The 26,205-nt window shown below is 66.4% G+C and carries 18 protein-coding genes; 8 read left to right on the forward strand and 10 right to left on the reverse strand.

The genetic code is table 11. The features are described 5' to 3' along the window. Positions 1-254 precede the first annotated feature (254 nt). Both ACQP0P_RS32935 and ACQP0P_RS32940 read left to right on the forward strand, forming a co-directional pair. A complete protein-coding gene (locus tag ACQP0P_RS32935; RefSeq protein ID WP_433362307.1) occupies positions 255-566 on the forward strand; it encodes a DUF1778 domain-containing protein in 312 nt (103 codons plus the stop codon). 2 nt (positions 567-568) lie between these two features. Continuing rightward, the gene (locus tag ACQP0P_RS32940) at positions 569-1,063 is read left to right on the forward strand and encodes a GNAT family N-acetyltransferase (RefSeq protein WP_433362310.1); all 495 of its coding nucleotides are present in this window, start codon (positions 569-571) and stop codon (positions 1,061-1,063) included. A 96-nt stretch (positions 1,064-1,159) separates the two neighbouring features. Here ACQP0P_RS32940 and ACQP0P_RS32945 read toward each other — a convergent pair whose 3' ends face one another. Both ACQP0P_RS32945 and ACQP0P_RS32950 read right to left on the reverse strand, forming a co-directional pair. Continuing rightward, entirely contained in the window at positions 1,160-1,396 is a 237-nt protein-coding gene (locus ACQP0P_RS32945; protein ID WP_433362313.1) for a hypothetical protein, read from the reverse strand. Beyond that, the gene (locus tag ACQP0P_RS32950; RefSeq protein ID WP_433362316.1) at positions 1,393-1,806 is read right to left on the reverse strand and encodes an ATP-binding protein; all 414 of its coding nucleotides are present in this window, start codon (positions 1,804-1,806) and stop codon (positions 1,393-1,395) included. The genes ACQP0P_RS32945 and ACQP0P_RS32950 overlap by 4 nt, the downstream gene beginning before the upstream one ends. Before the next feature lie 288 nt (positions 1,807-2,094). Here ACQP0P_RS32950 and ACQP0P_RS32955 point away from each other — a divergent pair, with 288 nt between their 5' ends. The 4 genes from ACQP0P_RS32955 to ACQP0P_RS32970 are packed head-to-tail and all read left to right on the forward strand — an operon-like array spanning position 2,095 to position 3,622. After that, the gene (locus ACQP0P_RS32955; protein ID WP_433362319.1) at positions 2,095-2,916 is read left to right on the forward strand and encodes a helix-turn-helix domain-containing protein; all 822 of its coding nucleotides are present in this window, start codon (positions 2,095-2,097) and stop codon (positions 2,914-2,916) included. Positions 2,917-2,923: 7 nt separating this feature from the next. Then, a complete protein-coding gene (locus ACQP0P_RS32960) occupies positions 2,924-3,121 on the forward strand; it encodes a DUF397 domain-containing protein (protein ID WP_433362322.1) in 198 nt (65 codons plus the stop codon). A gap of 45 nt (positions 3,122-3,166) precedes the next feature. Further along, positions 3,167-3,370 carry a DUF397 domain-containing protein gene (locus ACQP0P_RS32965; RefSeq protein WP_433362324.1) on the forward strand — a complete coding sequence of 68 codons (204 nt, stop codon included), beginning with the start codon at positions 3,167-3,169 and terminating at the stop codon, positions 3,368-3,370. Between the two features lie 48 nt (positions 3,371-3,418). Then, complete coding sequence (locus tag ACQP0P_RS32970; RefSeq protein ID WP_433362327.1) at positions 3,419-3,622, forward strand: DUF397 domain-containing protein; 204 nt, start codon at positions 3,419-3,421, stop codon at positions 3,620-3,622. A gap of 268 nt (positions 3,623-3,890) precedes the next feature. Here ACQP0P_RS32970 and ACQP0P_RS32975 read toward each other — a convergent pair whose 3' ends face one another. From ACQP0P_RS32975 to ACQP0P_RS33010, 8 genes are all read right to left on the reverse strand, one after another. Continuing rightward, positions 3,891-4,757: a hypothetical protein gene (locus ACQP0P_RS32975; protein WP_433362329.1), complete on the reverse strand. Its 867-nt coding sequence runs from the start codon at positions 4,755-4,757 to the stop codon at positions 3,891-3,893. A 116-nt stretch (positions 4,758-4,873) separates the two neighbouring features. Continuing rightward, the gene (locus tag ACQP0P_RS32980) at positions 4,874-6,109 is read right to left on the reverse strand and encodes an AlbA family DNA-binding domain-containing protein (RefSeq protein ID WP_433362332.1); all 1,236 of its coding nucleotides are present in this window, start codon (positions 6,107-6,109) and stop codon (positions 4,874-4,876) included. Positions 6,110-6,673: 564 nt separating this feature from the next. Further along, positions 6,674-11,032, reverse strand: a complete 4,359-nt coding sequence (locus ACQP0P_RS32985) for an Eco57I restriction-modification methylase domain-containing protein (RefSeq protein WP_433362334.1) — start codon at positions 11,030-11,032, stop codon at positions 6,674-6,676. Beyond that, positions 11,032-13,995: a helicase-related protein gene (locus ACQP0P_RS32990; protein ID WP_433362337.1), complete on the reverse strand. Its 2,964-nt coding sequence runs from the start codon at positions 13,993-13,995 to the stop codon at positions 11,032-11,034. The genes ACQP0P_RS32985 and ACQP0P_RS32990 overlap by 1 nt, the downstream gene beginning before the upstream one ends. Positions 13,996-14,039: 44 nt before the next feature. Continuing rightward, positions 14,040-20,291, reverse strand: a complete 6,252-nt coding sequence (locus ACQP0P_RS32995) for a protein kinase domain-containing protein (protein WP_433362340.1) — start codon at positions 20,289-20,291, stop codon at positions 14,040-14,042. 594 nt (positions 20,292-20,885) lie between these two features. Next, positions 20,886-21,497: a hypothetical protein gene (locus tag ACQP0P_RS33000; RefSeq protein WP_433362343.1), complete on the reverse strand. Its 612-nt coding sequence runs from the start codon at positions 21,495-21,497 to the stop codon at positions 20,886-20,888. 238 nt (positions 21,498-21,735) lie between these two features. Beyond that, entirely contained in the window at positions 21,736-22,749 is a 1,014-nt protein-coding gene (locus ACQP0P_RS33005; RefSeq protein WP_433362346.1) for a cytochrome d ubiquinol oxidase subunit II, read from the reverse strand. 4 nt (positions 22,750-22,753) lie between these two features. Then, positions 22,754-24,136, reverse strand: coding sequence for a cytochrome ubiquinol oxidase subunit I (locus ACQP0P_RS33010; protein ID WP_433362349.1), 1,383 nt, complete (start codon positions 24,134-24,136; stop codon positions 22,754-22,756). Between the two features lie 624 nt (positions 24,137-24,760). On the opposite strand from ACQP0P_RS33010, the gene ACQP0P_RS33015 reads away from it, so the two are divergent. Then, entirely contained in the window at positions 24,761-25,189 is a 429-nt protein-coding gene (locus ACQP0P_RS33015; RefSeq protein ID WP_433362352.1) for a hypothetical protein, read from the forward strand. Between the two features lie 197 nt (positions 25,190-25,386). Continuing rightward, positions 25,387-25,983 (forward strand): HD domain-containing protein, encoded by a 597-nt coding sequence (locus ACQP0P_RS33020; protein WP_433382237.1) that lies wholly within the window; start codon positions 25,387-25,389, stop codon positions 25,981-25,983. Positions 25,984-26,205 lie beyond the last annotated feature (222 nt).

A 26,205-nucleotide genomic window follows, 5' to 3' on the forward strand; every position in this document is an offset into this window, starting at 1 on the left:
CGTCCTCGTCCACGCTGCCGACCCTGGTCGTGCAGATGCTGGAGCACGCCGCCATTGAGGACACCTTTAGTGGAGATCCGGACGCCCCTGTGCTCCGCCTTGACATCCGGCCAACTTGTACGGACACTGTCCGTACGAAACCTAAGCGGCGGGGAGTGATCTCCCTGCGGTTGAAGAGCGCCGCGCACCGCGGCGCCGACCGCCCGACCGGTGCCGACGCAATGCCGGCACCCGCTATGGAGGAGCCAGTAGTCATGACCCGTCCCGCGCCAGGCAGCACCGCCTTCCCCAGGCATGACACCAGAAGCCGACTCGAAGTCCGCATCAGCACGGAAGACAAGAACCTGATCGAACAGGCCGCCCGCGCCAGACGGGAGACCGTCACCGGGTTCGTTCTGCACGCCGCTCTCGACGCGGCCGAAGAGGTCATGCGCCATGAACGAATCACCGTGGTGCCCCCCGACTTCTTCGAGGCGATCATCGATTCACTTGATGCACCTCCTCAGCGGAACGAGGCGCTGGCCCGTGCTGCGCGGGAGAGCCGAGAGATTCCGAAAAGGAAGTAACGGTGTATGACCCCCAGTCGCTCGACCAGCAGCACCGCATGGATTCGTTCGACTGCGGGAAGGAGGAACTGAACTTCTGGTTGAGCACGTCAGCCCTGCAGGCTGAACGGAACCGCACCGCCCGTACTTTCGTGTGGACCTCGGATGGGGAGCACGACGTCGTCGCCTACTACTCTCTTGCCGGCCATCTGCTGCAGAAAGACGAGGTCCCTTCCAAGGCGGGCCGGGGCGGCCCGAGCCAGATTCCCGCCGTCATCCTGGCGCGACTGGCACTCCACAAAACATTGCAGGGCGGCGGCTTGGGCGGTCGCCTGCTCGTCCACGCCCTCAGCACGGCCCTGGAATCATCTCGGAGCGTGGCCGCTCGCCTGGTCGTCGTCGACGCCCTCGACGAGGAGGCGGCGCGCTTCTATGAGAAGTACGGGTTCATCCGTGTCCCGGGGAACATGCGACTGGTTCGAAAAATGAGCGACATCGAAGCCGACCTCAGCGGCTGAACGTCTGCCCCCTTGGTCAGAGACGAGGCGGACGAGGTGGTGATGCCCTGCGGCCGGTACCGGACGGGGAGGGCCGCCCGGTGTGGTGGCTTCGAGTCAGCCCGGGTACGGTTCGTGATCGCCCGGCGGGCAGGACGGGTTGCACAGCACGTCGACCCAGATGTCGGCGACCGGCGCGGTGATCTGCTTGACGGCCTCGGCCGAGATCGTGTCGTCGGTGACGTCGGCCCAGATCAGGCGTACCGCGGCGGCCAGCGTGACGATGCGGGTTCCGCACCCCGCGCAGAGGCGCACCCCGTCGGGCAGATCCAGGATGGGCAGCGGACCGCTCACCGGGACCTCCACTCCGCGCAGACGAACCAGACGGTCTTGCCGTCCGCCGGCTTGCCCTCCGAGGCCGGTACGACGCCCCAGCGATCGGCGTAGGCCGTGACGATCGCCAGCCCGCGACCGTGCTCCTCATCCGGACCGGCCGGGACCGGGTTCGGCCACCCCGTGCTGTGGTCGGTGACCTCCCCCCGTACGACCCGCCCGTACCGGTACAGGGCGAGGGTGATCGGCGCCTTCCCGTGCAGGATCGCATTGCTCACCAGCTCGGACACCACCATGGTCACGTTCTCCGCCACGGAGGACATGTCCCAGGCGGCGAGGGCCTCACGCGCGAGGCCACGTGCCTTACCGACCGCCTCGGGATCGGCGGGCAGATCCCAGCATGCTTTGAGGGCGTTGCGAGGTGTCTTCATAAGTGCTCCAGCGGGGGCGAGGCCGACAGAGGGAGTGCCGCACTTGGCATGCGCGGTTCAGAGACACAAGACCGGAATCCGACCTAGCCGACGGTTGATGTCGCACAGAATCACGATCTCCTTACACAGCGTGTTCGCTGACGCGCCTATCATGTGGCCTGTACGGCTCAAACTGCAACTCTCATTCTGAAACTCGACCGATATGTCTTCCCTTGCGCCGAGTGCTCTACGATCGACTTCCCTACGCCCTGGAGGTAACCGATGACATACAGTGGCCAGAGTCCAACGGTGCGCCGACGGCGTCTGGCTGCCGAACTCCGGGGTTTGCGCGAGGCCGCCGGCCTGACCATGGAAGAGGTCGCTCAGTCGCTGGACATGTCGCGGGCCACGATTTCGCGCCTCGAAACAGGCAAAACAGCCCGGCCACGACCTCGCGACATCCGGGACATCCTTGATCTGTACAGGGCAGAGGATGCTCATCGGGAAGCGGTCATGGACCTTGTCCGGGGTGCTCGCGAGCGAGGTTGGTGGGAGCAGTACAAAGGTGTCTTCACCGGCAGCTACGTAGGGCTCGAAGCAGAGGCATCCTCAATCGACACCTTCGAGCCCCTCGTGATCCCCGGCTTGCTGCAAACCTCCGCGTACACAGCCGAACTGATCCGAGCCTCTCTGTCTTATGATCCTGCCGAGCTCGACAAGCGCGTGGAAGCGCGGATGCGCCGACAGGAGATCCTGCGGCGTCCGAACCCGCCCCGGTACCGGGCGATCATCGATGAGGCAGCCCTGCTACGGCCAGTAGGTGATACGGAGGTCATGCGCGACCAACTTCGCAAGTTGATCGACACCCATCCGCTTGAGCACGTGACCATTCAGGTCATTCCAATGTCGGTGGGCCCTCATGTAGGCATGTGGGGTCAGTTCGTCATTCTCGGGTTTCCTGACCCCACCGATCAGAACGTCGTCTACATTGAAACCCCTACAGACAATCTCTATCTTGAAGAGCCCGTACATCTCGAACGCTATAACCTGATGATGCAGCGCCTCGTTACCAATGCACTTGGAGCTGACGCCTCGATCGCTTATCTGTCCGAACTCATCGACCGATTGTGAGACACCCATGGATCTATCCGGTGCCGAATGGCACAAGAGCAGCCTCAGTCAGGGCGACGGCAACAACTGCGTAGAAGTCGCCCGCAACCTTCCCGGCATCGTCGCGGTACGTGACTCGAAATCCCCCGACAAGCCGAGCCTGATCTTCACCCCCTCGGAGTGGTCCGCCTTCGTCAGCGGTATACGGAACGGCCACTTCGACTGATCACAGACCCTCCACGGATATAACCACAAGGAGCTGAGAAAAAACATGGACCTTACCCAGCTCAATCCCACCTGGCGTAAATCCTCCCTCAGCTCGGCAGAGGGACAGAACTGTGTCGAGGTCGCGGCACTCCCCGGTGGGGGTCAAGCCGTGCGGGACTCCAAAAACCCCGGCGGCCCCGTCCTGAAATTCACCTCGGGCGAGTGGTCCACATTCATCAGCGGTGTCAGGGACGGTCACTTCGACTGACCAAAACCTCGTTGCACAGACATAATCGCGATGAGCCGAGGGGAAATCATGTATCTTGCCCAACCCTACTCCTTGACCTGGCGAAAGAGTTCCCTTTCCGGCTCCGGTGACAACTGTGTCGAGGTCGCGGCACTCCCCGAGGGAGGTCAGGCCGTGCGGGACTCCAAAAACCCCGGCGGCCCCGTCCTGAAATTCACCTCGGGCGAGTGGTCCGCGTTCGTCAGCGGTGTCAGGAACGGCGAGTTCGGCTGACGGACACCGGCTATACGGGCATGACCGCGACCAGTCGCCGGGCCAGGGCTTTCGCTTCGGTGAGTAGCCCGGCCGGTGGCTGGTCGAGTTCGAGAGCGTGCTGGTGGATGGTGATGCGGGTGTGCCGGACGCGGTGGGCGGCGTGCGGGATACCGTCGGCCTACTAGGCGAGATCAGGAAGTACCCGGATCGTCTGACGCTCGTTGAGGCAACGGGCGGCCCAAAGGATACAGTGGCCGCTGCCCGAGATGTGGACCAAAGAAGGGGATTACCTCCAGTTGTGTAAATTTGCTAGCTTTTCCGGATCGAGCGGAAGGATTCTGAGGCATTCGAGTGGACGGGTGCGGGTCGGATGCACGACCTCAATCCACTCCACACCGCCGTGCTCAGACAGGCACCACGGAATCGCTCGTAGATACCTGCCGGCGAAGCTCGCAAAATAAGGTGTCTCCTGCCCCCGCACCATGTCCCTGCCGTGAAGGTGAATCAATCTAGCCTTGATACCACGCTCTTCCCAGTGAGCAAGTACGGCATTCGCAGCTCGAAGCAAAGGGCTTCCTTTATCCCACCGGCGGCGGATCACCCAGGCCGCATCCGGATCGGATACAACGGCATCCTCTAGCTGAAACCTCTCCAAGTGAATCGCTCCGCTGTCGATGGCTGAGATGATCTGCTCCCGTGCGTACAGAGGCAACCATCGGTCCAAACCCTCGAACTCGGGAAGCATCGCGTCACGTGGGGCGCGGCCAGCAGCCGGATCTATCGGGATAGCATGCAAACGATCAATGGCCGACTGAAGCGTGTCGCCACGACGCCAGAGCGGCATCATCTCGAAGTCCACTTCGTTCTGGAAATTGAAGAACATCTCACACCCCCTACGACCTTCAAGCAACGGTCGACGGAAGAGTGAGTACGGGTCTCTACCTTGTATCCGCATGCTGGTACTCGTAGTGGCCCATTCACGGGAAGTCTGGTGCTCGATATCCATGTCAACATCACGGGGATTCATCGCGCCCCGTGCGAATGAACCAAAGATCTTCACCTCAGTAACCAAGCTAAACGGCCACTCATCATGATAGGAATCGAGATTCCGAAGGATCTGTTCTACCAGTTCAATTGCCCGTTGCCGCTTCATGCCCAACCTTCTGTTCAGCCAAAATGTTTACAGGCGAAGCCACTAGCTTGAGTCATCGTCACGAGCGTTATTACATCTGCCTCCTTTCATATTAATTCGCGGGCCGCTCACAGGGATCACGAGCACGCCCACTGGAACTGAGGAGACGGAAACCCCCAGTCCATCACCATCGTGGTTAGGGCGTCGTGAACAGCATCAGCCCATTTCTCATCTTGAAGTAGTTCGGGAAGGAGCATGGCGCTTCCTCCATAGTGGCGTTCGTGGGTCGCCTGCACCCCGAGGCTTGACACCTCCAGAAACCGCTCGATGCAGGCCTTTTCCACTTCCGGGTCATGGATGACATCATGTCGCGCGGCCACGTGAACCTCCACCAGGGGTACCGGTATCTGCGAAACTCCAGTGGCTGATTCCATTGCCTTTGGGAAGATCGTGGTTATGAGAGCCTGGATTTCCCGCATTAGCATATGCTCAAGAGTCGGAATTCCGAGCTTCTTCTCCCTGGGAAGCCAGAGATATTGGTCAAGACAAACTTCTAGTTCGAACGGCCCTTCTCCTTGAATCTGAATAATGCACTCGGCTCGCATCCCTGGAGGTGTTTCAGAGCTCCCAGATGGATTTCTGCTTGTGCACCAGAACTTTAAGCTCCGGCTTGAAACATAGGTCGGATCCACTTGCCATTCGGTGACCTGCGGTTTTTCTACCTCTTGTGCCGCCAGGTACACTGTCTTTCCAGTAAACAAACTGTTGGCTAGTGCTTCAATCATGACCGTATCTGTGCCAGGAGCAAAGCGCCCCTGCGGGTGTCCTCTCCACAGCGGCTGATGGGTGATAGTACGAATCACCAAATCTGGATCGGTTGTCTGCTGCTTGAAAACCGACGGTCGATGGTGCGGATGATGCGTCGGCTTGAGGTAAGAAGAATTCATGCTACCGACCTCCCCCTCAACTAGCAGGCTCCGCATCATCTGACGTGGCGCCTTTATGGTTCTGCCATCCAACCTAACGGGTATCGCTCCGTCGAGAACGATGGGGCGGGGCGCCTCGCTCGCACTCACTCTGATGACTAGGACAAGTTTCCCCACTTCTTTTGTTTCCACCTCAATGATTTCTGGAGACCAGTAAGGGGGGTCGAAGGAGTTGCTCATCTTGTTGACCAAGCTGTCTTTAGCTTTGCGATCAACCCCGATAATCTCATCAGGGATCTGGTTCCCGACCTCCGTCACACCGTAAAGCAGGAGACCGCCATAGGTGTTGGCGAATGCAGCAATTGTATCGATCGCCTTGTCGCCTCCTCGCTTATACTCGACTGTCAATCCTTCTGGGATCTGGAGACTTACGAAATCTTCGATCATAGTGAGATCAACTCGGTCGACTGGAGCAGTGAATAAGGGATGCATCAAACCTGCTTTCATGTGAGATTGTGAATCAAACACTTTGACACCGATGTTATCCGAGGGATCTGGAAACCAAACAAGGCTTCTCTGGAAGAGAGAGGAAACCCGTCGACCTTCCGCTTATCAAGCGAACTAGCCGTCTCAATTGGGCTCTACTTCATCTGCAGCAGGACGTCTCCCCGCGGACGCCTGTAAACGATCTTCCATGCAAGCCATCCGCTGCCACTGCGGCCGGTCAGGACATATACGAAGACAGCATCCGGATAGGGAACGACGGCACGCCCACCGGCCGGACGGGTGAGTCGGCGCGCACCAGGAACTTCTGGCTGCCATTAACCCCCTTCTCGTCCAATAGCCGGCCGCGCGCGACGGGTCCACCATCGGGCAGACGGAGCTGGAATTCGGGGTGGGGGTTGGACATCAGGCCCTCTCGGTGTCGGTACAACCAGCAGTTAAGGTCACACGGTCATCGCCTGGCATGGGAACAGCGATCTCCTCGGCTCAAGGCACCCAGGCTCGACGTCACCCCCGGGGTTCGTGCGGGACGATCACGGAACTACCGCCCACCCACGTTGATCTACAGGCGGGGCAGTGGACGTACCAGTCCTCCCATCCATCCCGGAACTCCAGGCGCCCCTTCTGGCCGGTCCCCGGACACACTTCCGGGGTTGGAGGCTCCTCCGATACTTCGGGATCGATATAGGGGGCCGCTTCGGGTGCTTCGCCGATCACGACCGCACTCTCCGAGCCTCGGAAGGTCGTGGTGGTCGACTGTTTGGGGTGACGGGGGCCGTGGCCGGGGGGTGGGGTGAGGGTGGAGGTGTAGTTCTCGCCGTCGATTAAGGGATTGGTGAGGCTTACGTCTGATGCGGCCATCCGGTCGTACTGGGCGAGGACGAGGTTCTTAGTGCGGTACGTGCCGTATTTGGCGATCTCGTTGTTCTTGAGGCCGCCGTTCTCGGTCTGGAAGGTCTCCAGGATGTAGTCCACGTCGGGGCGGTCGATGCCGTAGAGGTGGAAGAAGTACGCGTCCAGTTCGGCGCGGAGCTGGACACGACGGTCCTCGTCCCACCGGAAGGGAGCGCCGGAGTCGCCGAGGTCGCGGGCAAGCCCGCCCATGTCGTGAGCGGTGTAGACGAGTTCGAGAACGCGAGGGGTGAGGAAGGGGATGTGGGGGGTCATGTCATCAGGAGTGGGCACAGGGAGCTGCTTCCAAAGCCTGCGTCCCATGTGGGCTCCGCTGGCCTTCTGACGGGCCACAAAATCGAAGACTATGGAGGACTGTGCTGCGATAAGAGTGCTAGTAAGCGTTGGAGCAGTTGACGGCAACATAAGGGGAAAGGTCTCGACGGCTGCTGCAAGAGGAACGAAGGCAGGGATCGCGGTACGCTCATCGGTCGTGCGAGCGACGTCTCGCCAACCGCATAGCCATTCACTACTCCACCCTTCTTCCTCCAGCCTGAAAGACACGCCCGGAACCTTAATATCCTTCTTCTTGCGAACGGTCGAAACGAATCCCCCTTCTTTGATCCAGCGACGAGGATTTGTTACCTCATATGCGTCGATCTTTCTTTCCGATGGGACGGCTTCATAGTCGTTGTCCCCGAGACCGTAGTACCGGTTCCACCGATGATCGAAAAGGTGCGCCATCTTGCCCTCGTACACCGGAAGCATCCGCTCGCTCCCCCGCACGAAGATATTTCCTTCTCGCTTCCACCCCTCTGCCTCTAGGACTTCACGGGTACGGAAGAGGTCCGAGTCATCAGTGCTATTGAAAAGGTTCTTGAAGCTCATCCCCCAAGGGTTGCCGTTCCCTATGGCCTCATTCCATAGAACCGGGATACGACGATAGACCGCAGTGGTGAGTTCGGCGTCATGGCGACTTCGGAAGATGGGAAGACTTCCCGTGTTTGGACTGATGAGAGCGATCTCTTCGGGGCTGAGCGCGAATACGCGCTCAGCGTCGTCGAGCTCAAGGGCATCTTCGAGGAAGAAAGCGAACTTCGCCGCCGGTTCGCGCAGATCCCGGCCGGTCATCGAGAGCAGGCAGAACTTGTAGCTGGAGTGCACGCCGACGAACAGCGGCTTGCTGTTCTCGAAGTCGTATAGGGAAGCGACGACACCACGCTGGGTGAGGTCGCCGAACAGATACTGCGCCCCTGCACCCGTCGCAATAGAAGTCGGGGTGATGCACCCGAAGCGCCCCACGGGTGCGACGATTAACGAGAAGCGCTCCGCAAAGAGATGGTCCACAAACAGGGAATTGACCCCCTTGGCGCTGAGACCTTTTTGACAGAAAGGAAACGCCCCAGACTTGCTGGTGAAGTGGAATGTCGACTTCACCTTGCGGCGTTCGGCCTGATAGCGCTCACCCGCGTCCGGGTTCTCCTCGGACCACTCGACGATCCTCGTGCGCCGCGCCGTACCTGAGATCTCAGCGATCGACGGCTCCACCACGCTGAAGTACTTCTTGTCCTCGAAGTCGACCTTGTCCCACGGCGGGTTGCCCAGGACACACGAGAAACCGCCCGCCCAGCCGGTAGCCGGGTCCACGCCCGCGTCGGAGCCGCCGTCCGGGACGGTGAAGACGTCAGGAAACGCCAGGTGCCAGTGGAAGAAACGGTACTGCTTGCGGAGCCGTACGATCTCGTCGTGGGTCGCCCCCGAGGCGGCCGCAGCGTCCGGGTCCTGGAGGGCGCGGAAGACGTCATGGGTGATGGCGGGCGGCGCGTCCTTGGTCTTGTGCCACATGAACGCCGCGCACCAGGCGTCGGCCACGTGCAGGGCGTTGACGTACGCGGCGGAGGTCTCCCAGTCACGGTAGGCCGAGGCCTGCCGGTGGACCTCTTCGAGGGTGTCGGAGGCGGCGTCGGCAATGCGGCGCAGGCCGGAGGCGAAGGTGGTGTTGGCTACCTTCGTCTCCTCATTCAGGTCGAACAGGCCCCCCTGTCCCGCCCGCTCCTTGTCGTTCTGCCTCTCCAGGGACGCCGCGTACTTGACGTCGTCGCCCTCGACCGGCTTGAACGCCTTGTTCGGGATACCGTCACGCAGCAGCGTGGGTGTCGCCCCGATCAGGCCGTTGCCGTGCTTGATGTGCGCGTCCAGGAAGCCGAGCGGCTTGCCCGGCTCCAGGGCCTCCAGCCAGAGCGACACCTTGGCCAGCTCGACGGCCATCGGGTTGAGGTCGACCCCGTACACGCAGCGGGCGATCACCTCGTGCAGCGCGTGCCGGACCGCGTCCAGGGTGGGTTCGGGGTTGCGCTCCCGTATGGCGGCGACGCGCTTGGCGATCCGGCGGGCGGCGGCGACCAGGAAGTGGCCGGAGCCGCAGGCCGGGTCGCAGACGGTCAGCGAGAGCAGCTCGGCGACGATGGCCTCGGCCGGGTCGGGCTCGCCCGCCGCCGACGCCTTCAGCTCACCGCGCTTCTGCGCGTCGTCGATGACCGGGTCGAGCGTGGAGTCGAGCAGGGTCTCGATCAGGGAGCCCGGTGTGTAGTACGAGCCGGTCTTCTTGCGGTCGTTGCCGAGGCGGTTGACCAGCTCGAAGGTGCGATCGACGGCGCTGTGCTTGGGGACGAGCTCAAGGAGCGACTCGTAGATGGAGCCGAGTTCCTCCGCCCCCATGTTCCGGTAGTCCACCTGGCGCCAGCGGGCCGATGCCACGTCCCGGACCCGGTCGAGATGGCGTACCGCCTCCAGCAGATGGACGTTGGAGAGCGACAGGCCGTGCAGCGGGGCGTCGGCGGCGGTGTCGTCGAAGAGGCCGCCGAGGCCGGGCAGCCCCAGTTTCGAGTGACCGTCCTCGTTGCCGAGTGCCCCGAGCACGATCCGCAGGGTCTGGTAGAGATCGGTGTGCGCGGTGCCCCGGCGGCGGCTCGCCTGGTGGCGTAGCCGGCCGGAGGAGAAGTACGCGGCGTAGCGCCGACGCTCCTCCTCACCCGCCGTGGGCGGGTGCAGCGCGTCCCGGTCTTCGGTGACGAAAAGGAAGATCAGCCGGTAGGCGAGGCGGAGCAGTGCCGCGTGGAAGGCGTGGACGTCCAGGTCCTTGCGGAGGTCCTTGTTGTCGGGGTGCTTGAGGAAGCCGGTGCCGAGCGCGGTGATGGCCTTCTGGACCCCGTCGCGGTGGTGGTCCAGCGCCCGGGTGCCGGACGCGATCGCCTCGATCCGCCATTTCTCCAGCCAGCAGGCCGACGGCGCCACATCCTTCTCGACCTTGAAGCGGGAGACGTGCAACAGCCGGTAGAGCAGGACGAAGTCGCTGAACAGTTCGCCGTCGAAGATCGCCTCCAGGTCGAACTCGACGTACGAGGCGGTGGCGAGCGCGCTGGAGTCGCGCAGCAGGCGGAGCCGGCGGCCGTTGGTCAGGACACCCCACAGGTGCGCCTCGGTACGGTTCAGGCACTCCTGGACGAGAGACTGCGGCGGGACCGTGCCCGCGCCGCCGGGGCGCCGGTCCAGCTCGGCGTTCCAGGCGGTCAGGTGCAGCGGGACCTGGCTCCAGCGGTGGCTGATCGCGAAGGTCTTGCCACCGTCGTCGGACGGGATGCCCGCCGCGCCGACCGCCGTCAGGTCACCGAAGCCGAGTTCGGCGAAGAGCGGTTCCAGCCACTGCGTGATCGCCAGGCCGGTGGGGTCGGCCGGGGTCTCCGCCTCCGGGGCGACGGGAAGCTTCGCGCGCAGCTCCTTCCAGATCGACTTGAGATAGTCCCAGCGGCGCTCGGCGTCGTCGCGCACCGAGCGCGAGCCGATCACGCGGTAGTCGGCGGGCAGCGAGCCCTTGACGTCTCTGCCCTCGGAGATGCGGACCAGCATGTCGGCGGGGAGCAGGCCGCCGATGGTGTGCACGGCGGAGAAGACCTGGTTGCGGGCGGTGGCGGACATCAGGCTGCTCCTCCGGCGACGGCGGGGACAACGGCGGGGGTGACTGCGGGAGCGACGGCGCCGGAGGTCGGCAGGTAGACGTAGACGCCGAGAATGTCGGCACCTTCCTGGGCGGTGACGTCCACACCCCGGACGATCTCGCCGGAGGCGCTGCGGACCCGGCGGTGCGAGGCGAGGAGTTCGGCGGCGAGCTCCTCGCCGTACGCCTCCAGACGTGCCTTCGTGGCGGGCAGACCGTCCAGCACTCGGCTCATTGTGCGCTCGCCGAAGGTGGGGTCGGTGTTCTCGTCGGCGGTCGCGTCGAGCAGCCCCAGCGCGGCCTCGGCGGGCAGCCACACCGCGTTCGCCGGTGAACCCTCGAAGGCGAGCAGCCGGGCGTCCTCGGCGACCAGCTCCCGCTCCCCCGATCTGGAGGGCAGGGTGAGGTGGAAGCGGTAGCGGACCAGGAGCAGCGTGGTGCGGGTACCGACGGCCTTGGTCCGGACCACTCCGCAGCGGCGGGCCGGGCGGGGGCCGTCGGCCTTGTCGTCCAGGGCGGCGTTGAGGACGTACCCGGCGAGCGCGCCGACCACCGGGTCGGTGCGGACCATGGCGACCTCACCGCGCGCCACCGCCGCCGTCGTACGGAACGGGACCGGGCGGCCCAGCTCGACGGCGTCGCCACCGAGGACGGGGGCCAGCGCGTCGCGGAGCCCGGCGGGGGTGCCGCCCACCTCGACGGTGAAGTCGCCGGTGCCGCCCGCGTCGTCGCGCAGGACGCCGTCGAGGGCCTCCAGGGCATGCCGTACGAAGCCGCGGACCTCGTTCGACCGCCCGAGGGTGTCGCGGATCGCGGCGACCTCGCGGGCGACCTCCTCGGGGTGGATGGCACGCTGGGCGAAGCGGGAGCGGGAGGTCCTCTCCCGTTCGGCGGCGGAGTTCCACTCCGTCTCCAGCTCGGCGGCCCTGGCATCGATCGCGCCGAGCTCCTCCAGGCCGAAGAGGGTCTCCTGCTCGCGATGCCGGTCGCGCATCAGCATCCACTCGACGATCGCGTCGGTCACCCCGGAGGAGGCCGCGTCCGGGACGGAGACGGAGATGCCCAGGTCCTTGCGGATCTGGCGGTGCTTCTTGATGAGGACTTCGAGGACCTTGCCGTCGATGCCGTTGTCGCTGCCCCAGAGAGTGATGATCTTGACGATGTCCCGCTTCTGGCCATAGCGGTCGACCCGGCCCTCGCGCTGGTCGTGGCGGGTGGGGTTCCACGCCAGGTCGTAGTGGACGACCGCGTCGAAGTGATGCTGGAGGTTGACGCCCTCGGAGAGGCAGTCGGTGGCGACCAGGACGCGGCGGGCGGCGGCCTCGTCGCCCGCCTCGTCGGCGAGCTCCTCGATGCGCTGCAGGCGCTGCTGCGGGGAGAGCGTTCCGGTGACGGCCCGGACGACGGTCTTCTTGCCGAGTTTGCCGTCCAGGTGCTCGGCGACGTACTCGGCGGTCGGGATGTAGCGGCAGAAGACGATCGGGTGGTGGCCCTCGGCCAGCAGCCCCTTGAGGTGCCTGACCAGGGCCGCCAGCTTCAGGTCCTGGGCCGTTCCCTCCAGTTCGGCCGCCCGGTCGGCCAGTTCGGCGAGCCGCGCGCCCGCCTGGTCGATCTCCGCGCCGGGTGCGACGTCGAGACCCTCCAGGGTGTCGTTGTCGGAGGAGTCACTGGTCAGGGGGGCACCGAGCTTGTCGGCCTCCTCGGCGGTGCCGGCCTTCGCCGCCGCCGAGCGGGTGCGCAGCGTCTGGGCGGCGGCACGCGGTGAGGAGACCAGGGAGCGCAGCAGCGCGATCGCCGACCACCAGGCGATCCGGGCCTCCCGTTTACCCTGGTCACCGGCGGCGGTCACCCGCTCGCGGGCGTAGCCGACGGCGTCGTCGAGGAGTGCCTGGTAGGCCGGGGAGAGCTTGTAGGTCTCGTCCTTGAAGTACCGGTCCGAGGGGAACGTGGTCTCCTCGGCCAGGCTGTTGTCGGCCAGGCCGTCGTGCACGGTGAGGAACCGGCGGACGTCGGCCCGCTTGCGGTGCACGAAGTGCGCGGCGAGCAGCTTGCGGCCCTCCTCCGAGCCGAGATCGACCGTCGCGAGCTCCGGCCGGACCAGGCCCAGCAGGTTGCGGAACGCACTCTCCTTACCGCTGTGCGGGGTCGCCGTCACCAGCAGCAGGTGACGGTCGGCCTTGGGGTCGGCGATGCGCTGAAGGAGCTCGTAGCGGAGCTGGTTCTGCACCGAGCCGCTCTCGTCGGCGGCGACGCAGGTGTGCGCCTCGTCGACGATGACCAGGTCGGGGCAGTGCCGGACGAAGTCGTCGCGGTGCCGGGTGGACTTGATGAAGTCGGTGGAGACCACCACGTGGGGGTGCCGGTCGAAGAGGGACTGGCCCAGGTCCAGGCCGCGCTCCAGCCTGGAGACCGTGGAGGCGAGGACCAGTTCGGCGTCGATGCCGAACTTGGTGCGCAGTTCCTGCTGCCACTGCTCGGCCAGCGCGGGCGAGCAGAGCACGGCGAGTCCCTTCGCACCGCCCTGGGCGAGGAGCTCGCTCGCGATGAGACCGGCCTCGACGGTCTTGCCGATACCGACGTCGTCGGAGATCAGCATCCGTACGGTCTTCTGGCGCAGCGCCATCATCAGCGGTACGAGCTGGTAGGCGCGGGGATCGACGGCGATCCCGGCGAGCGAGCGGAAGGGGCCGGCACCGGAGCGGAAGCCGATGCGCAGGGCCGAGCGGAGCAGGCCCGCGGTGCGTTCGTTACCGAGGTCGGTGGCCGACGGGGGTGCGAACTCGGCGCTCGTGACGTCCTCGAAGCCGGGGAAGACGGCCGCGATGTCGTCGTCCGCCCCGCCCAGCGGGCGCAGCACGAGCATGTCGGGGGCGCTCTCGGGCAGCACGATCCAGTCGCGGCCACGGGCGGAGACCAGGGAACCGGCGGTGTAGACGGTCGTCATCGGGGGGTGACTTCCTCGGGTAGGGGTGCTGTCGCTTCTCTGGTTCAGCCGCCTGTGCCGGGGCCGAAGTAGCGCCTGAACCGCTCCGCGATGGCGGACCAGTCGGCGTCGTGGGGGAAACGAACCACGTCCCAGCCCTGGTCGAACAGCCGGTCCTCGGCCTCGCGGTCGCGCTCGGCGACCGCGGTGTGCTCGTGGACGGGCCCGTCGACGAAGACCGCGACGTTGACGCCGGGCAGCCGGTAGACGTAGTCGGGACGGGCGTGTGCCTCGGTGACGAGGGTCTGCGCCTCGTCGGGCAGGCGCAGACCGCGCCCCTTGAGCCAGGTGACGAACCTGGCCTCCAGTGCGGTGTCCGACCGCGCGGTCAGGCGCGCCAGCTGCTCCGACCGGGACTCGCCCTGGCCGGTCGTCAGGGCCTGGCCGCCCGCGAGGCGCAGCAGCAGGTCACGTACCAGGTGGCGGTCGATGGAGGCGTGGTCGAGCTGGTTTCCGTAGGTGAGCAGGCACTCGTAGCAGCCCAGGGCGCAGGGGCGGTCGGGGTGCGGGCCCCCCAGGTCGGTTCCGTCGGGGGCGAAGTGGCAGATGGCCAGGGCCTCGGCGGCGGCACGGGCCAGCGCGCCGGGCTCGGACTGCATCAGCCGCAGCACACCGGCACCGCCCTCGGCCGCCTCGGTGAACAGCATCCGGTCCCGGGGGCCGTCGTCCGGCGGCAGCAGTTCGCTGCTCAGCTCGGAGTCCTCCAGTTCGAAGGCGGCCTCGATGCCGCGTTCCAGCGCGTACATCAGCGAGAGCGCGACCGGTTTCTCCAGCGGCTCGTCCAGCTTCAGCACCACGATGTTGCGGGTGTCCTGGACGTAGGGGATGACGCGCTTCCTGCGCCGCCTCTCATTGCCCTCGGCGTCGATGACGGGCATCTCACCGGAGTCGCCGGAGGCCTCACCGGCGTCGCGCTCGTTCATCCATCGGCCGTCGGCGGGGTCGAGCCAGAAACCGGCGGGTTCGTCCGGCTTGGCGCGCACCCGGCCGGTGTTGGTGATGCGGACGGTCGCCGAGTCGCCGTACGACAGGATGGCGAGCCTGCCGGCGGCGTCGGAGACGAGGGCGTCCTGACGGCCGGGGCGCTTGCCGTGCCTGTTGAAGCAGTACGAGGTCACCAGCCGGAAGCCCGCCTTACGACGCTCCTCCTCGTCGGAGGAGATCCGCTCACGGCGCTTGGTGTAGACCGTGTGCAGCTGGAGCAGCCCGTACGTGGTCTCGCTCAGCGGCGCGTCGCACATCTCGCAGCGGTCGACGAGGTCATGGGTGTCGTGGTGGTAGCCGCAGCCGGTGCACCGGAGGGCATCGGTGGTGACGATGTCGCCGGTGGCGTCCGGCGGCAGCTGAATGCGGGTGACCTGGTAGCGGGCGCCCTCGTGGTAGATGAGGGCGCCGGGCCCGAACTCGCGGATGGCCAGGAAACGGGGCCGCTGGAGGTAGTCGCCTTCGCCGAACCGGGACCCGGCCGTGGGGATGTACGCGGCGAGCGGCAGGCGCGGGAAGGAGTAACCGGGCAGGAAGCCCTCGCTGGCCAGGTAGCGGTAGGGGTTGAAGTCGGACAGCACCGACTTGCTGTCCACGCTCTCGTTCTTGAGGAGGTTGAGCTGGGTCTCGGCCTCCCGGCGGCGACCGACGGCGATCTTACGGTCGCGTTCGGAGAGGGTATGGTCCAGGACCCGGCGGTTCTGCTCGGCCTGGTCGACGAGGGCGGCCCTGAACAGGTCGCGCCAACGGTCGAACGCCCGGTCGAACCTCTCGGGTGCGGTACGGATCTCCTGCTCGATCCACTGGTCGTCCCACCAGGTGGTGTCGGCGAAGGTGGGCAGCAGCCCGCCGAAGACCTTGCGGGCGGCCGCCACGGCACGAGCCTGCGCACCGGTGTCGTGCAGGGCCGCGACGATGTCGTCTTGCAGGGCGAGTGCGGGGTCGGGGCGGCGGGCGTCCTCGGCGTAGCCGATGTCGATGATCCGGGGAATGGCGCGGCCCAGCTTGAGCCCTGCCTCGGCGAGCCAGATGGCCTGGACGTGCGAGCGTACGAGGTCCCTGTTCGCGAGATCGAGGCGCGGCGGGGCGACGGCTCCGGCGACCATGCGTTCGGAGCGGCGGAAGTAGTACTGGTCGTGGCTGTTGCCGGTGGCGCAGTAGGTGGTGACGAGCGCGGGCTGCCCGGACCGGCCGGCCCGGCCGCTGCGCTGGGCGTAGTTGGCCGGGGTGGGCGGCACGTTGCGCATCATGACGGCGTTGAGCTCGGAGATGTCGACACCCAGCTCCATCGTCGGCGAGCAGTACAGCAGCTTCAAGTCGGCCTTACGGAAGGCCTCCTCGCGCCTCTCCCGCTCCTCGGGGGCGACCTGGGCGGTGTGCTCGCGGGCGGCGAGCCCGCTGAGCGTGTCGGCCGTGTTCCGGTAGAGGTCGCGGAAGAAGGTGTTGACGCGCGGGCCGTCGCCGCTGGCGTAGGTGCGGGTCAGCGGGTCATGGGTGCCGGTCTCCCCCGTTCCGGCACGCCAGATGAGCGAGGCGGCCGAGATGCGGTAGCCGGTGATGGCCGGGCCTGCGGGTCCCCGGAAACGTCCCGCACGCTGCGGAGAGGCGTCTATCTCCTTCACCAGGCCGGCTTTGGCGAGCACCTTCAGCAGCTCCACGATGATCTGCTGGACGTCGTCGACCGGCAGGTCCTTGAAGTGCATCCGCCGCAGGTACTTGCCGAACTTGCCACGTCCGGACAGGAACAGGCCCGAGCGGTCCAGGCCGGGCCGGGACCCCCGCGGGTAGGCGGTGCCGACGTTGGGGCGGTCGCCCGCGGAGAGCGCCCAGAGGCCGACGAGGCGTTCCTCGCTGGCGCGCTGGAGGGTGTCGAAGTCCTCGCGGAAGTGCTGCACGTCGATGGCGAGGCCACGGCGCATCTCGTCGAGCAGCGTGCGCATGATCTCGGCGCGCCGGCCGGGCTCGGCCTCACGCAGCCTCAGGTGCGTCCTGGACCAGCGGTCCTGCTGCTCGGCGAGCCATTCGAGGTCCTCGTAGTGGATCTCCAGCAGGCCGGTCTGCTCCAGGTTGGGCATGGTGATGCGCCAGCCGCGCTCCAGGTCCAGGTAGAGGCGGAAGGCGATGACGTCCCGCAGAGTCTTGGCGGCGTTGCGCGCCAGCGAGGGGGGCAGGTCAGCGGTTCCGGCGTAGTCGGCGACCTCCAGGCCCAGGGCGCCCGCGACGCGGGAGGCGAGCTCCTCGTGGTTGATTCCGCCCTCACCCGCCTTCTCCGCCTCGACGGCCGCCTGGTACAGGGCACTGCGCAGCTGGGTGATCTGCACGAAGTCATTGAAGTGACCGGCCTGAAGGGAGGCGTCCTGCCGGTTGTCGACGAAGGTGAGGAGCTTGCGGGCCTCTTTCTTGAGCGCCTCGGCGGGAGCCGCCTTGAGGGAGCGGACGATGGAGGCGGAGACCAGGGAGGTCGCCGAGGAGCGGCCCTCCTGGTCGAGGGTCGCGAGCTTGGCGAAGTCCCTGCCCCTGGTCTGCTCGTAACTCACCCCGCAGTGCGGGCAGAAGAGGAACGGCGAGGGGATGAAGGCCGCCTTCAGCTCGCCCCGGCCCTCGATCCCGTACGGGTCGACGGTGATGGCGCTGGGCAGCCGCACCCGGTAGGAGGCGCGCACGACCTCCTGCCCCAGCTCGTCGATCTCCAGCCAGGACTCGGGCAGGCGGCGGTCGGCGATGGCCTCCTCCGGCGTACGCGGCCAGGGCCGGTCGGAGTCGATGTAGAGGTAGCCGTCCCCGGCACGGCCGCCGGTGGCCGAGGTGTCCCGGCGCGGCTCGTAGACGACCCGGTTGTTCTTCTCGGTACGCCACACGGTCAGGTACTCCTGCCCGCACTCGCGGCAGAAGGCCAGCGGCAGCAGGATCTTGCCGTCCGAGCCGGGCTGGACCAGTTGGTAGTCGCGCGTCAGGTGGCGGGCCGGCTTGTCGTCAAGGGTGACGTAGACGGTGTCGCCCTTGGAGAGGAACTGGTGCAACCGGAAGGCGAACAGCGGGCGCTCGGTGACCGGGTTCCTGGCCTCCGAACCGGCCTTCAGGGTGTGGCGGATCGCCCGCACGCAGTCGGCCTCGGTCAGCCCGCTGTCCGTGGCGAGTTCGGCGGCCGCCTCCTCGATCTTGGCGGGTCTCTGCCGGACCAGGCGCCCCGTCGCCTCGGCGGCAAGACCGAAGCGCGTCTCGATCCAGCGGGCGAGAGGGTCCTTCACCAGGTCGGCGTAGGCGCGCGGAGCTCCCGGGGCCCGGAGCCGCTCGACCGGCACCGCGTGGGGGGGTTCCTCGGTGGCGCGGACAAGCGTCTCACCGATGACGTTCCCGGGGCTCACCTCGGTGCCGAACAGGGTGGTGGCGACGTGCGCGACGACGGCCCGCTGGTCCTCGGCGGTGCCCTCGCTGGAGATGGTGGCGGAGGTGCCGACGCACTGCAGGCGCTCGGCCTGGCAGGCCTCGCGTACCCGGCGGATGAGCAGGGCCACATCGGCGCCCTGGCGGCCTCGGTAGGTGTGCAGCTCGTCGAAGACGAGGAACTCCAGCCCCTTCGCCATCCTGATGAGCGAGCGCCGGTCCTCAGGACGCGTGAGCATCAGCTCCAGCATCACGTAGTTGGTGAGCAGGATGTCCGGCGGGTTGTCGCGGATCTCCCGGCGCCGCTCGTCGTTCTCCTGACCGGTGTAGCGGGCGTAGGTGACCGGCTCGCGGCCGAGGCCGTAGCCATCGCGCAGATACTTGTCGAGCTCCTTGATCTGGCTGTTGGCCAGGGCGTTCATCGGATAGACGATGATCGCGCGTACCCGCTTGCGGGCCTTGGAGCCCTCCCGCTCGCGGTCCTTCAGCACCTTGTCGACGATCGGCACGATGTAGGAGAGGGACTTGCCCGAGCCGGTGCCGGTGGTGAGCACGTAGGAGTCACCGGACTGGGCGGTGTCGATCGCCTCGCGCTGGTGGCGGTGGAGCGTGAGCGGACGGCCGTCGCACACCGTACCGTCCTTGGTCTTGCCCGCCTGGAAGATGCGCGCGCACTCCGGGTGCAGCACCCCTTCGCTCGCGAGTTCGAGAACGGTGCCGCCCGAGGCGAAGAACGGGTTCAGTGACAGCCAGGGGTCGGGCCACTGGGACTTGGCGTCCAAATCGTCCTCGACGAAGGCCGCGATCCGGTCATCGCGGATGATCGTGCCACCCTCGGTGAACGACCGGTAGTCCTCAATGAGCTTTTTGTGCACTCCGAAGACATCCATACCGGACCCGGCCGGCCGGGCCTCGGGGGTGTCCGCCGGCTCGACGGCCGGTCGGGCGACGCGGTCCTCGGCGCGCACGGTCGTGAGGTGACGCACCGGATCGGACTCACGCCAGCCGGGGACGTCCACCTCCCCCACCGCGAACGGCGCCAGGGCCTCTCGGACGGCGACGGCGTCGGCGGGCCGGTCGGCCGGGTCCTTGGCGAGCAGCTGTCCGATTAGCCTCGCCGGCTCCTCGGGGACGTCGGAGCGGAGCAGCCGTACCGGGGGTGCCGGTTCGGTGAGGTGCTTCTGGCCGAGCTCGTACGCGGACTCGCTGTGGAACGGCGGAACACCGGTGAGGAGTTCGAACAGCATGCAGCCGAGGGCGTACAGGTCCGCCGCCTGGGTCACCGTCGCGGCGAGGAACTGTTCGGGGGCCATGTAGCGGGCGGTGCCGACCGTGACACCGGTGCTCGTCACCCTGCCGCTCTCGATGTCGTCGAGGATCCGCCCCATGCCGAAGTCGAGGACCTTGACCACTCCGCCACGGAGCAGCATCACGTTGGCGGGCTTGAGGTCGCGGTGGATGACACCGGCGGTGTGCGCCGCGGACAGGCCGTCCGCGATCTGCGCGCCCAGCGCCGCGACCCAGGCGATGGGCAGCTGCGGATGCTCGTTCACCAGATCCCGCAGCGTCTCCCCGTCCAGAAACTCCATGGCGAGATAGGGCAGGCCGGTGTCGTCCACACCGCCGTCGACGATGTGCGGAAGGTTCGCGTGGTCGAGCTTGCGCATGATGCGCACCTCGCGGTCGAACCGCTGGACCGCCTTGGCGTCGGCTCGCGAGTCGATGATCGCGCCGGAGCGGCTGCGCAGGATCAGCTTCACCGCGACCACGCGGTTCTCGGCGTCCGCCGCCTGGAGATCCTCCGCGCGGTGGACCTCCCCCATGTTTCCCTTGCCTATGGCTCCCAGAAGACGGAACCGGTTCGCCACCCGGTCCATGTTCACAGGCACTCGTCGGTCTCCCTGCGCTCCAGGCTGGGAACGGAGCCCAGCGGCAATCGGCGGGCTCCCGCACCGTGCGTCGACAGAACCCCGCCATCCCCAGCAAAGTACACGATCACCGTGAAATGTGACACGTATTATGCGTTTACAGTGTCAACACACATATCTGGTTATCTGTGGCACCTGGCTCCATGAGCGGAACGGGCGGGCCGGCTGATCGAGACGACGGGGACCTGAGGCGACGACGGCGAACCCATGCGGGTGGGTACATGCCCGTCTTATCAGCGCCCAGGCGGGCTGGGGTTACGCCGATACGCCGATCGTTATGAACCCGGGGCCATCCGGCTCCGAAAGTCGTCGAGCGACGCCCACAGTTGGAATCACCCGACCACGACGACAACGCACGGGGCCAGGCCGGCATCTACGCGCTCTGGGACTGGTGCCATGGGTACCAGGGCGATGCACCGTGGCATCTGACACAGCGCCCTCGGGAGCGGGCGCGTGTTCGGCCGATCCCTCTCCATCGGCACGGAAAAGAGCGCAGAGAAGACGGAGAGCCCCGCCCCTTTCGGTGGAGGGGCGAGGCTCTTCGCCGTACGCGGCCTACCGAGGGGTAGGGCTCGACGTGTGGGAGGGCGACGGGGTGCCCGACGGCGTGGGAGCGGGGTTCTCCTTCGCCGGCTCCTTGGTGATCTTGCAGTCGTAGGCGGCGATGGCGTACCCGCTCAGCAGTTTGCAGGTCGTCCAGATGTGGCCGACCCGGTAGGCGTAGACGGCGGGAAGGCCGCCGTCCTCCCCCGCGGGGCCCTGGGGCCCCTCAGGGCCGGCCTCACCGGGAGCGCCCTTCGGGCCGGCCGGACCGGCGGGACCCTGCGGGCCGGTCTTGCCGGTGTAGCCACGGGGTCCGACCGGGCCCGGGGCCCCGTCCTTGCCGTCCGTACCGTTCCTGCCGTCACGCCCGGCGGGTCCCTGGGGGCCGGGGCCCGCGACCGAGCTCTGGCCCTGGGCGGACTCCTTGGCCCACCACACCTTGACCTCGGTGGGCTTGCACTTCGTGGTGGCGTTGACGAGCCGCACGTAGCCGGTGCTCTTGGCCTTGCACGCGTAGATGAGGTCAGCGGCCGAGGTCTGTGCCGCCGAGGCGGTGGTGACGCTGGACAGGCCGACCGCGAGGATCGCGGTGGCCACGATCGCCAGAGGCGTCTTGAAACGCATGTGGAACTCCAGAGAGGAAAGGGAAGGCCGTGGCGCGGCTCGACCACAGTGGCAGCTGGGAACGGTCCACGCTGCCATATCGGATCATGTAATGAAAAAGAGACCGGTTTCGCCGATGGCCGGTCGGACCCAGGTATGGGTCTCCGCACGGTGCGGAGTGGCCGGGCATGCCCCGCGGCCCCGCCGACGACCTCGACCGGTTGCGGGGGCCGCGTCCCGGCGCCCCGTACCGGCCCGGTCAGTCAGACGCGTCAGGACGGTACGACCAGCGCCCCTGCAGCAGGAACAGCAGGGCCAGGGAGGGCACCAGGAGCAGCGCCCCGACGGCGAGCGAGATGAGCGTCGCGGTCAGCACCGCCGGATGCGCCGCGGCCTCGTTCACCGTGAGGGACGGCGGGAGCATCAGGGGGTACTGCGCGAGCGGCCAGCCCCACAGCACCGCGGTGACGGCCAGCGCGCCGGTGATCCGGACGAGCGTGAAGTTCCGCCGCCACAGCAGGACCAGGGAGAGCAGCCCGAACACCGCACTGGCGATCACCAAGGGCAGCGCCCGGTGGGTGAGGCCGTCGAACAGGCGGGGCGCGTCCGCGCGGAGCACCGCGATGCCGGCGAGCGCGACGACTCCGACGCACAATCCCGTGATCAGCGCCTTGGTCCGGAAACTCTCCGCCAGGTGCGCCATCCCCGCCCGTACCGCGTCGTCGCACAGGTATGTCGCGGCCAGGTAGGCGCAGGTGCCGACCGCGAGAACCCCGCCCAGCATGGAGGTCGGATTCAGCCAGCCGGTCACGATGTTCCCTGCCGCGAGGCCCACCGGAACCCGCCCCGAGGCGACCCCTCCGGCGGCGGCGCCCAGGAAGAAGGGGGTCAGCACGGAGGCGATCGCGAAAGCGGCGCCGAACAGGCGTTTCTGCCACAGCTCCGTGGCGGCCTTACGGAAGGCGAAGGCGGATCCCCGGGCGATGATGCCGAACGCCACCAGCGTCAGCGGGATGTAAAGGGTCGACATGACAGCGGCGAAGACCGGTGGGAACCCGGTCCACAACATGACGAGCACGAAGATCAACCACACGTGGTTGGCCTCCCAGACCGGCCCGATGGAGTGCTCGATGAGGTTGCGCTCCGGCATGCCCGCCCTGCTGCGCCCGGCCAGCAGATCCCAGATGCCGCCGCCGAAGTCGGCTCCGCCCAGCAACGCGTAGCCGGTCACCCCCACCCAGAGCACAAGCAACACGATCTGCGCCGGGTCCATCGGATCAGTCCCGTTCCTGAGGGGCGTGCAGGAGCACTTCGCGGGGGATCTCCTCCGCCGGGACCTCCTTGGGTTCACGTGCCAGCCGCCGCAGGACGTAGCCGATGGCGACGGTGAGGAACAGATAGACCAGCAGGAGGGCGAGGAAGCCCAGCCACAGCCCGGGGGCGGGATTGACCCCGTCGGCCGTGCGCAGCTTGTTGTACACGACCCAGGGCTGCCTGCCGACCTCCGTCACGATCCAGCCCGTCTCCACCGCGACGACGGCGGCGACGCCGGAGACGGCCGCGAGCCTCAGGAACCACGGGGAGCGCGGCAGGTCGCGCCGCCGCCACCAGGTCAGGGCGAACCAGGCCGCCATCAGCAGCAGGAAGAAACCGATCCCCACCATCGTGTCGAAGGCCAGGTGCACAGGGTTGACCGGCGGGCGGTCAGCCGGGGGAACGATGTTCAGCCCCTGGACCACGGTGCCGGGGTGGAGGCCCACCAGCAGGGAGAGGCCGTAGGGAATCTCCAGCGCGTAGCGCAGCTCGTCGTTCACCACGAAACCGCCGATGCTCAGCGGCGCACCGGCGCGGGTCTGGAAGAGAGCCTCCGCGGCGGCGAGCTTGATCGGCTGGTTGGTGGCCAGAAACCTGGCGATGAGGTCGCCCACCAGGATCTGGAGCGGGGTGAATATCGAGGCGAGCGTGAAGGGCACCAGGAATCCCAGCCGGTGGTAACGGTCGCGCCGACCACGCAGCATGGCCACCGCGTAGACGCTCGCGACGAGGAACCCGGCGACCATGAACGCCGCGACGATCATGTGCGTCGTCTGCAGCGGTGTGGCCGGGTTGAGCATCGCGCCCCACGGGTCCACGCTGGTGATCTTCCCGTTCTGCGCCTCGAACCCGACCGGCTGGTTCATCCACGCGTTGGCCGAGACCACGAAGAACGCCGACGCCGTCCCCGCGATCATGACGGGAATCCCGGTCAGCAGGTGGATCCTGGGCGGTAGCCGGTCCCAGGAGTAAAGGTAGACACCGATGAAGATGGCCTCGATGAAGAAGGCGATCCCCTCCAGCGCGAAGGGGAACCCCATCACCTGGCCGTAGGTCCCCATGAGACCCGGCCAGAGCAGGCCCAGCTCGAAGCTGAGGATCGTCCCCGAGACCGCCCCGACCGCGAACAGCACTCCCACGGCCCTGGCCCACTTGCGGGCCAGCCGCATGTAGTCGTCGTCGCCGGTGCGGATCGCCCGCCACTCGGTGAACACCAACAGGACCGGCATGCCGACACCCATGCACGACAGCACGATGTGCCAGCCCAGCGACACCGCCATCTGCAGCCGTGCCGCCAGCAGATCCATCGCGCTCGCCGCCCCGGCCAGCATGCCGATCCCCGTCACGGCACGGACACTTCAGCGTGCGTGACACGGTGGCCGGTCTCCCCATACGCGTCCGGCCACGCGCCCCGCATCTGAAAACAGCATCTGACCTGCATGGAAGCGCTCTTCCCGGTACGCGTGAGCCGCAAACGACGGGAGGCCATGTCCACGGATCCGGCGCGAGACGCCACACCGGGAACCGGTCATGGTTATCGCCCCTGACTGAATGGGGATAAATCAGTCTTATCACCATGAAAAACAGGCCAGTTCCTTGATCTGGGTGATTCCGCACGCCAGCGGTGTGCGGAATCACCCAGATCAAGGAAACCTCCTGATCACCCGCGCCTCCCCTCGGGGTGTCCGGAGATCCCGGTAGACCATTCGCCCTGGGTCCGAGTGACCGGTGATGATGTCCCGCACCAATGGTTAGGCTTTGATTCTTCCCCGCTCACTATTTTGAACATAGCGCCGCTGCGGCCTGTTGTAGGCTGCCGACGTGAGCGCCGCCGCCCCGTCCCCCGGTCCAGATTTAAAATATCCATTTTTCTGAGTTATCCGAAACCGTGCAACTCTCGGCAAGAGGCGTTCGTCGAAGCACTCTGCGGCTATCTCGACGACCGCGGTTTCGCACTCCGAACCCTGGGCGTGACGGACTACGACATGGACGCCCCCTTGAAAGCGATCCGCCGTTTGATGCTTGAGTCAAACGCCTTGATCACGATTGTCTTCCGCCGGACATACGTTGAGCGGGCCGTTGGAAACCATCTGGCCGACTTACCGGGCCGCTCCCCCTACATCGTCAGCGACCAATGGCTGACGAGCCCTTGGTCGCACATCGAGCCGGCCATGGCCTTCCAACTGGGGCTTCCCTCTCTGATCCTGCGGGAGCGCGGGGTAATCGCCGACGGCATACTGGAAAAAGGCGTCCTGGGCAGCTACATGCCGGAGTTCGACACCTCCACCCCCGTGGACGACTACTTCGACTCCCCGGAGTGGCGTGACCTCATCTGGAAATGGGAGAGCCAGACCCGAAAAGTAGTGGAGACCAAAGGGAATCCCCCGAAGCTGTATTGACTCATGTCACCTTGAGCGACGTGGCACAGCCGTCGTCAACCGGAACCTCACGTATCGCGCATCCGCCAGGGCCGGTGACACGACCCGGGTGGACAGCCCTGGAGCGCGGTTATGCGTCAGGCCGGCTCGGCGGCGACAGCACCGGCGGGCACGCATGCCGCCTTGCCGAGACGGCGGATCACCGGGACACTCCCGGCATGCGGATTCCAACGGACGGAGAGATTCGCGCGCTGCACGCGAAGTACGCGCCCACCCGGGAAGCGTTCGAGCTCGTCCACACCCACTGCGAAATCGTGTGTGGAATCGCGGAACAGCTCCTCCCCCGTGCCGCCCCCGATCTCGATCCGGACCTGGTGCGGGCCGGCAGCCTGCTTCATGACATCGGGGTGTACCGGCTGTACGACCAGGCTGGAAAGCTCGATCACGCACGCTATGTGCGTCACGGGATACTCGGCCACGAACTTCTCCTTGGCGAGGGGTTCCCGGAGAAGATCTGCCGCTTCTGCTCCTGTCACACCGGGATGGGAATCAGCCGTCACGACGTACAGCGACAAGGTCTCCCGCTGCCACCTGCCGACTACATGGCGGAATCAGGCGAAGAAGAACTTGTGATGTACACGGACAAGTTTCACAGCAAAACCGACCCCCCGACATTTGTTTCCGCCACCTTCTACACCACTCAGGTCCGCCGCTTCGGCGAGGAAAAGGCCGCGATCTTCAAGTCGATGTGCGAAAGCTTCGGAGTTCCCGATCTCGAACCGTTCGTCACCACGTACGGGTACGCCGTGGTGTGACACGCTCTCCATCGAGCCTGAACCATCCGTATGGGTTGACATGTACCCAGAACAGCGGTGAGAGAGCTCGGCGGTCCTCGTCGGTGAGCTTGCGCGCCCACTTCGGAGCCGACTCCGCTTTGGGCCGCTACGCCGAAGACCACACCGGCCGCACCCGCGTCGGGCTCACCGAACCCATGCCCCTTGCCCGCCGACCTGGCCAAGCTCCTGGCCATCGCCTGA

This window comes from Streptosporangium sp. CA-115845, from assembly GCF_050943795.1.
In the GTDB taxonomy this organism is placed as follows: domain Bacteria; phylum Actinomycetota; class Actinomycetes; order Streptosporangiales; family Streptosporangiaceae; genus Streptosporangium.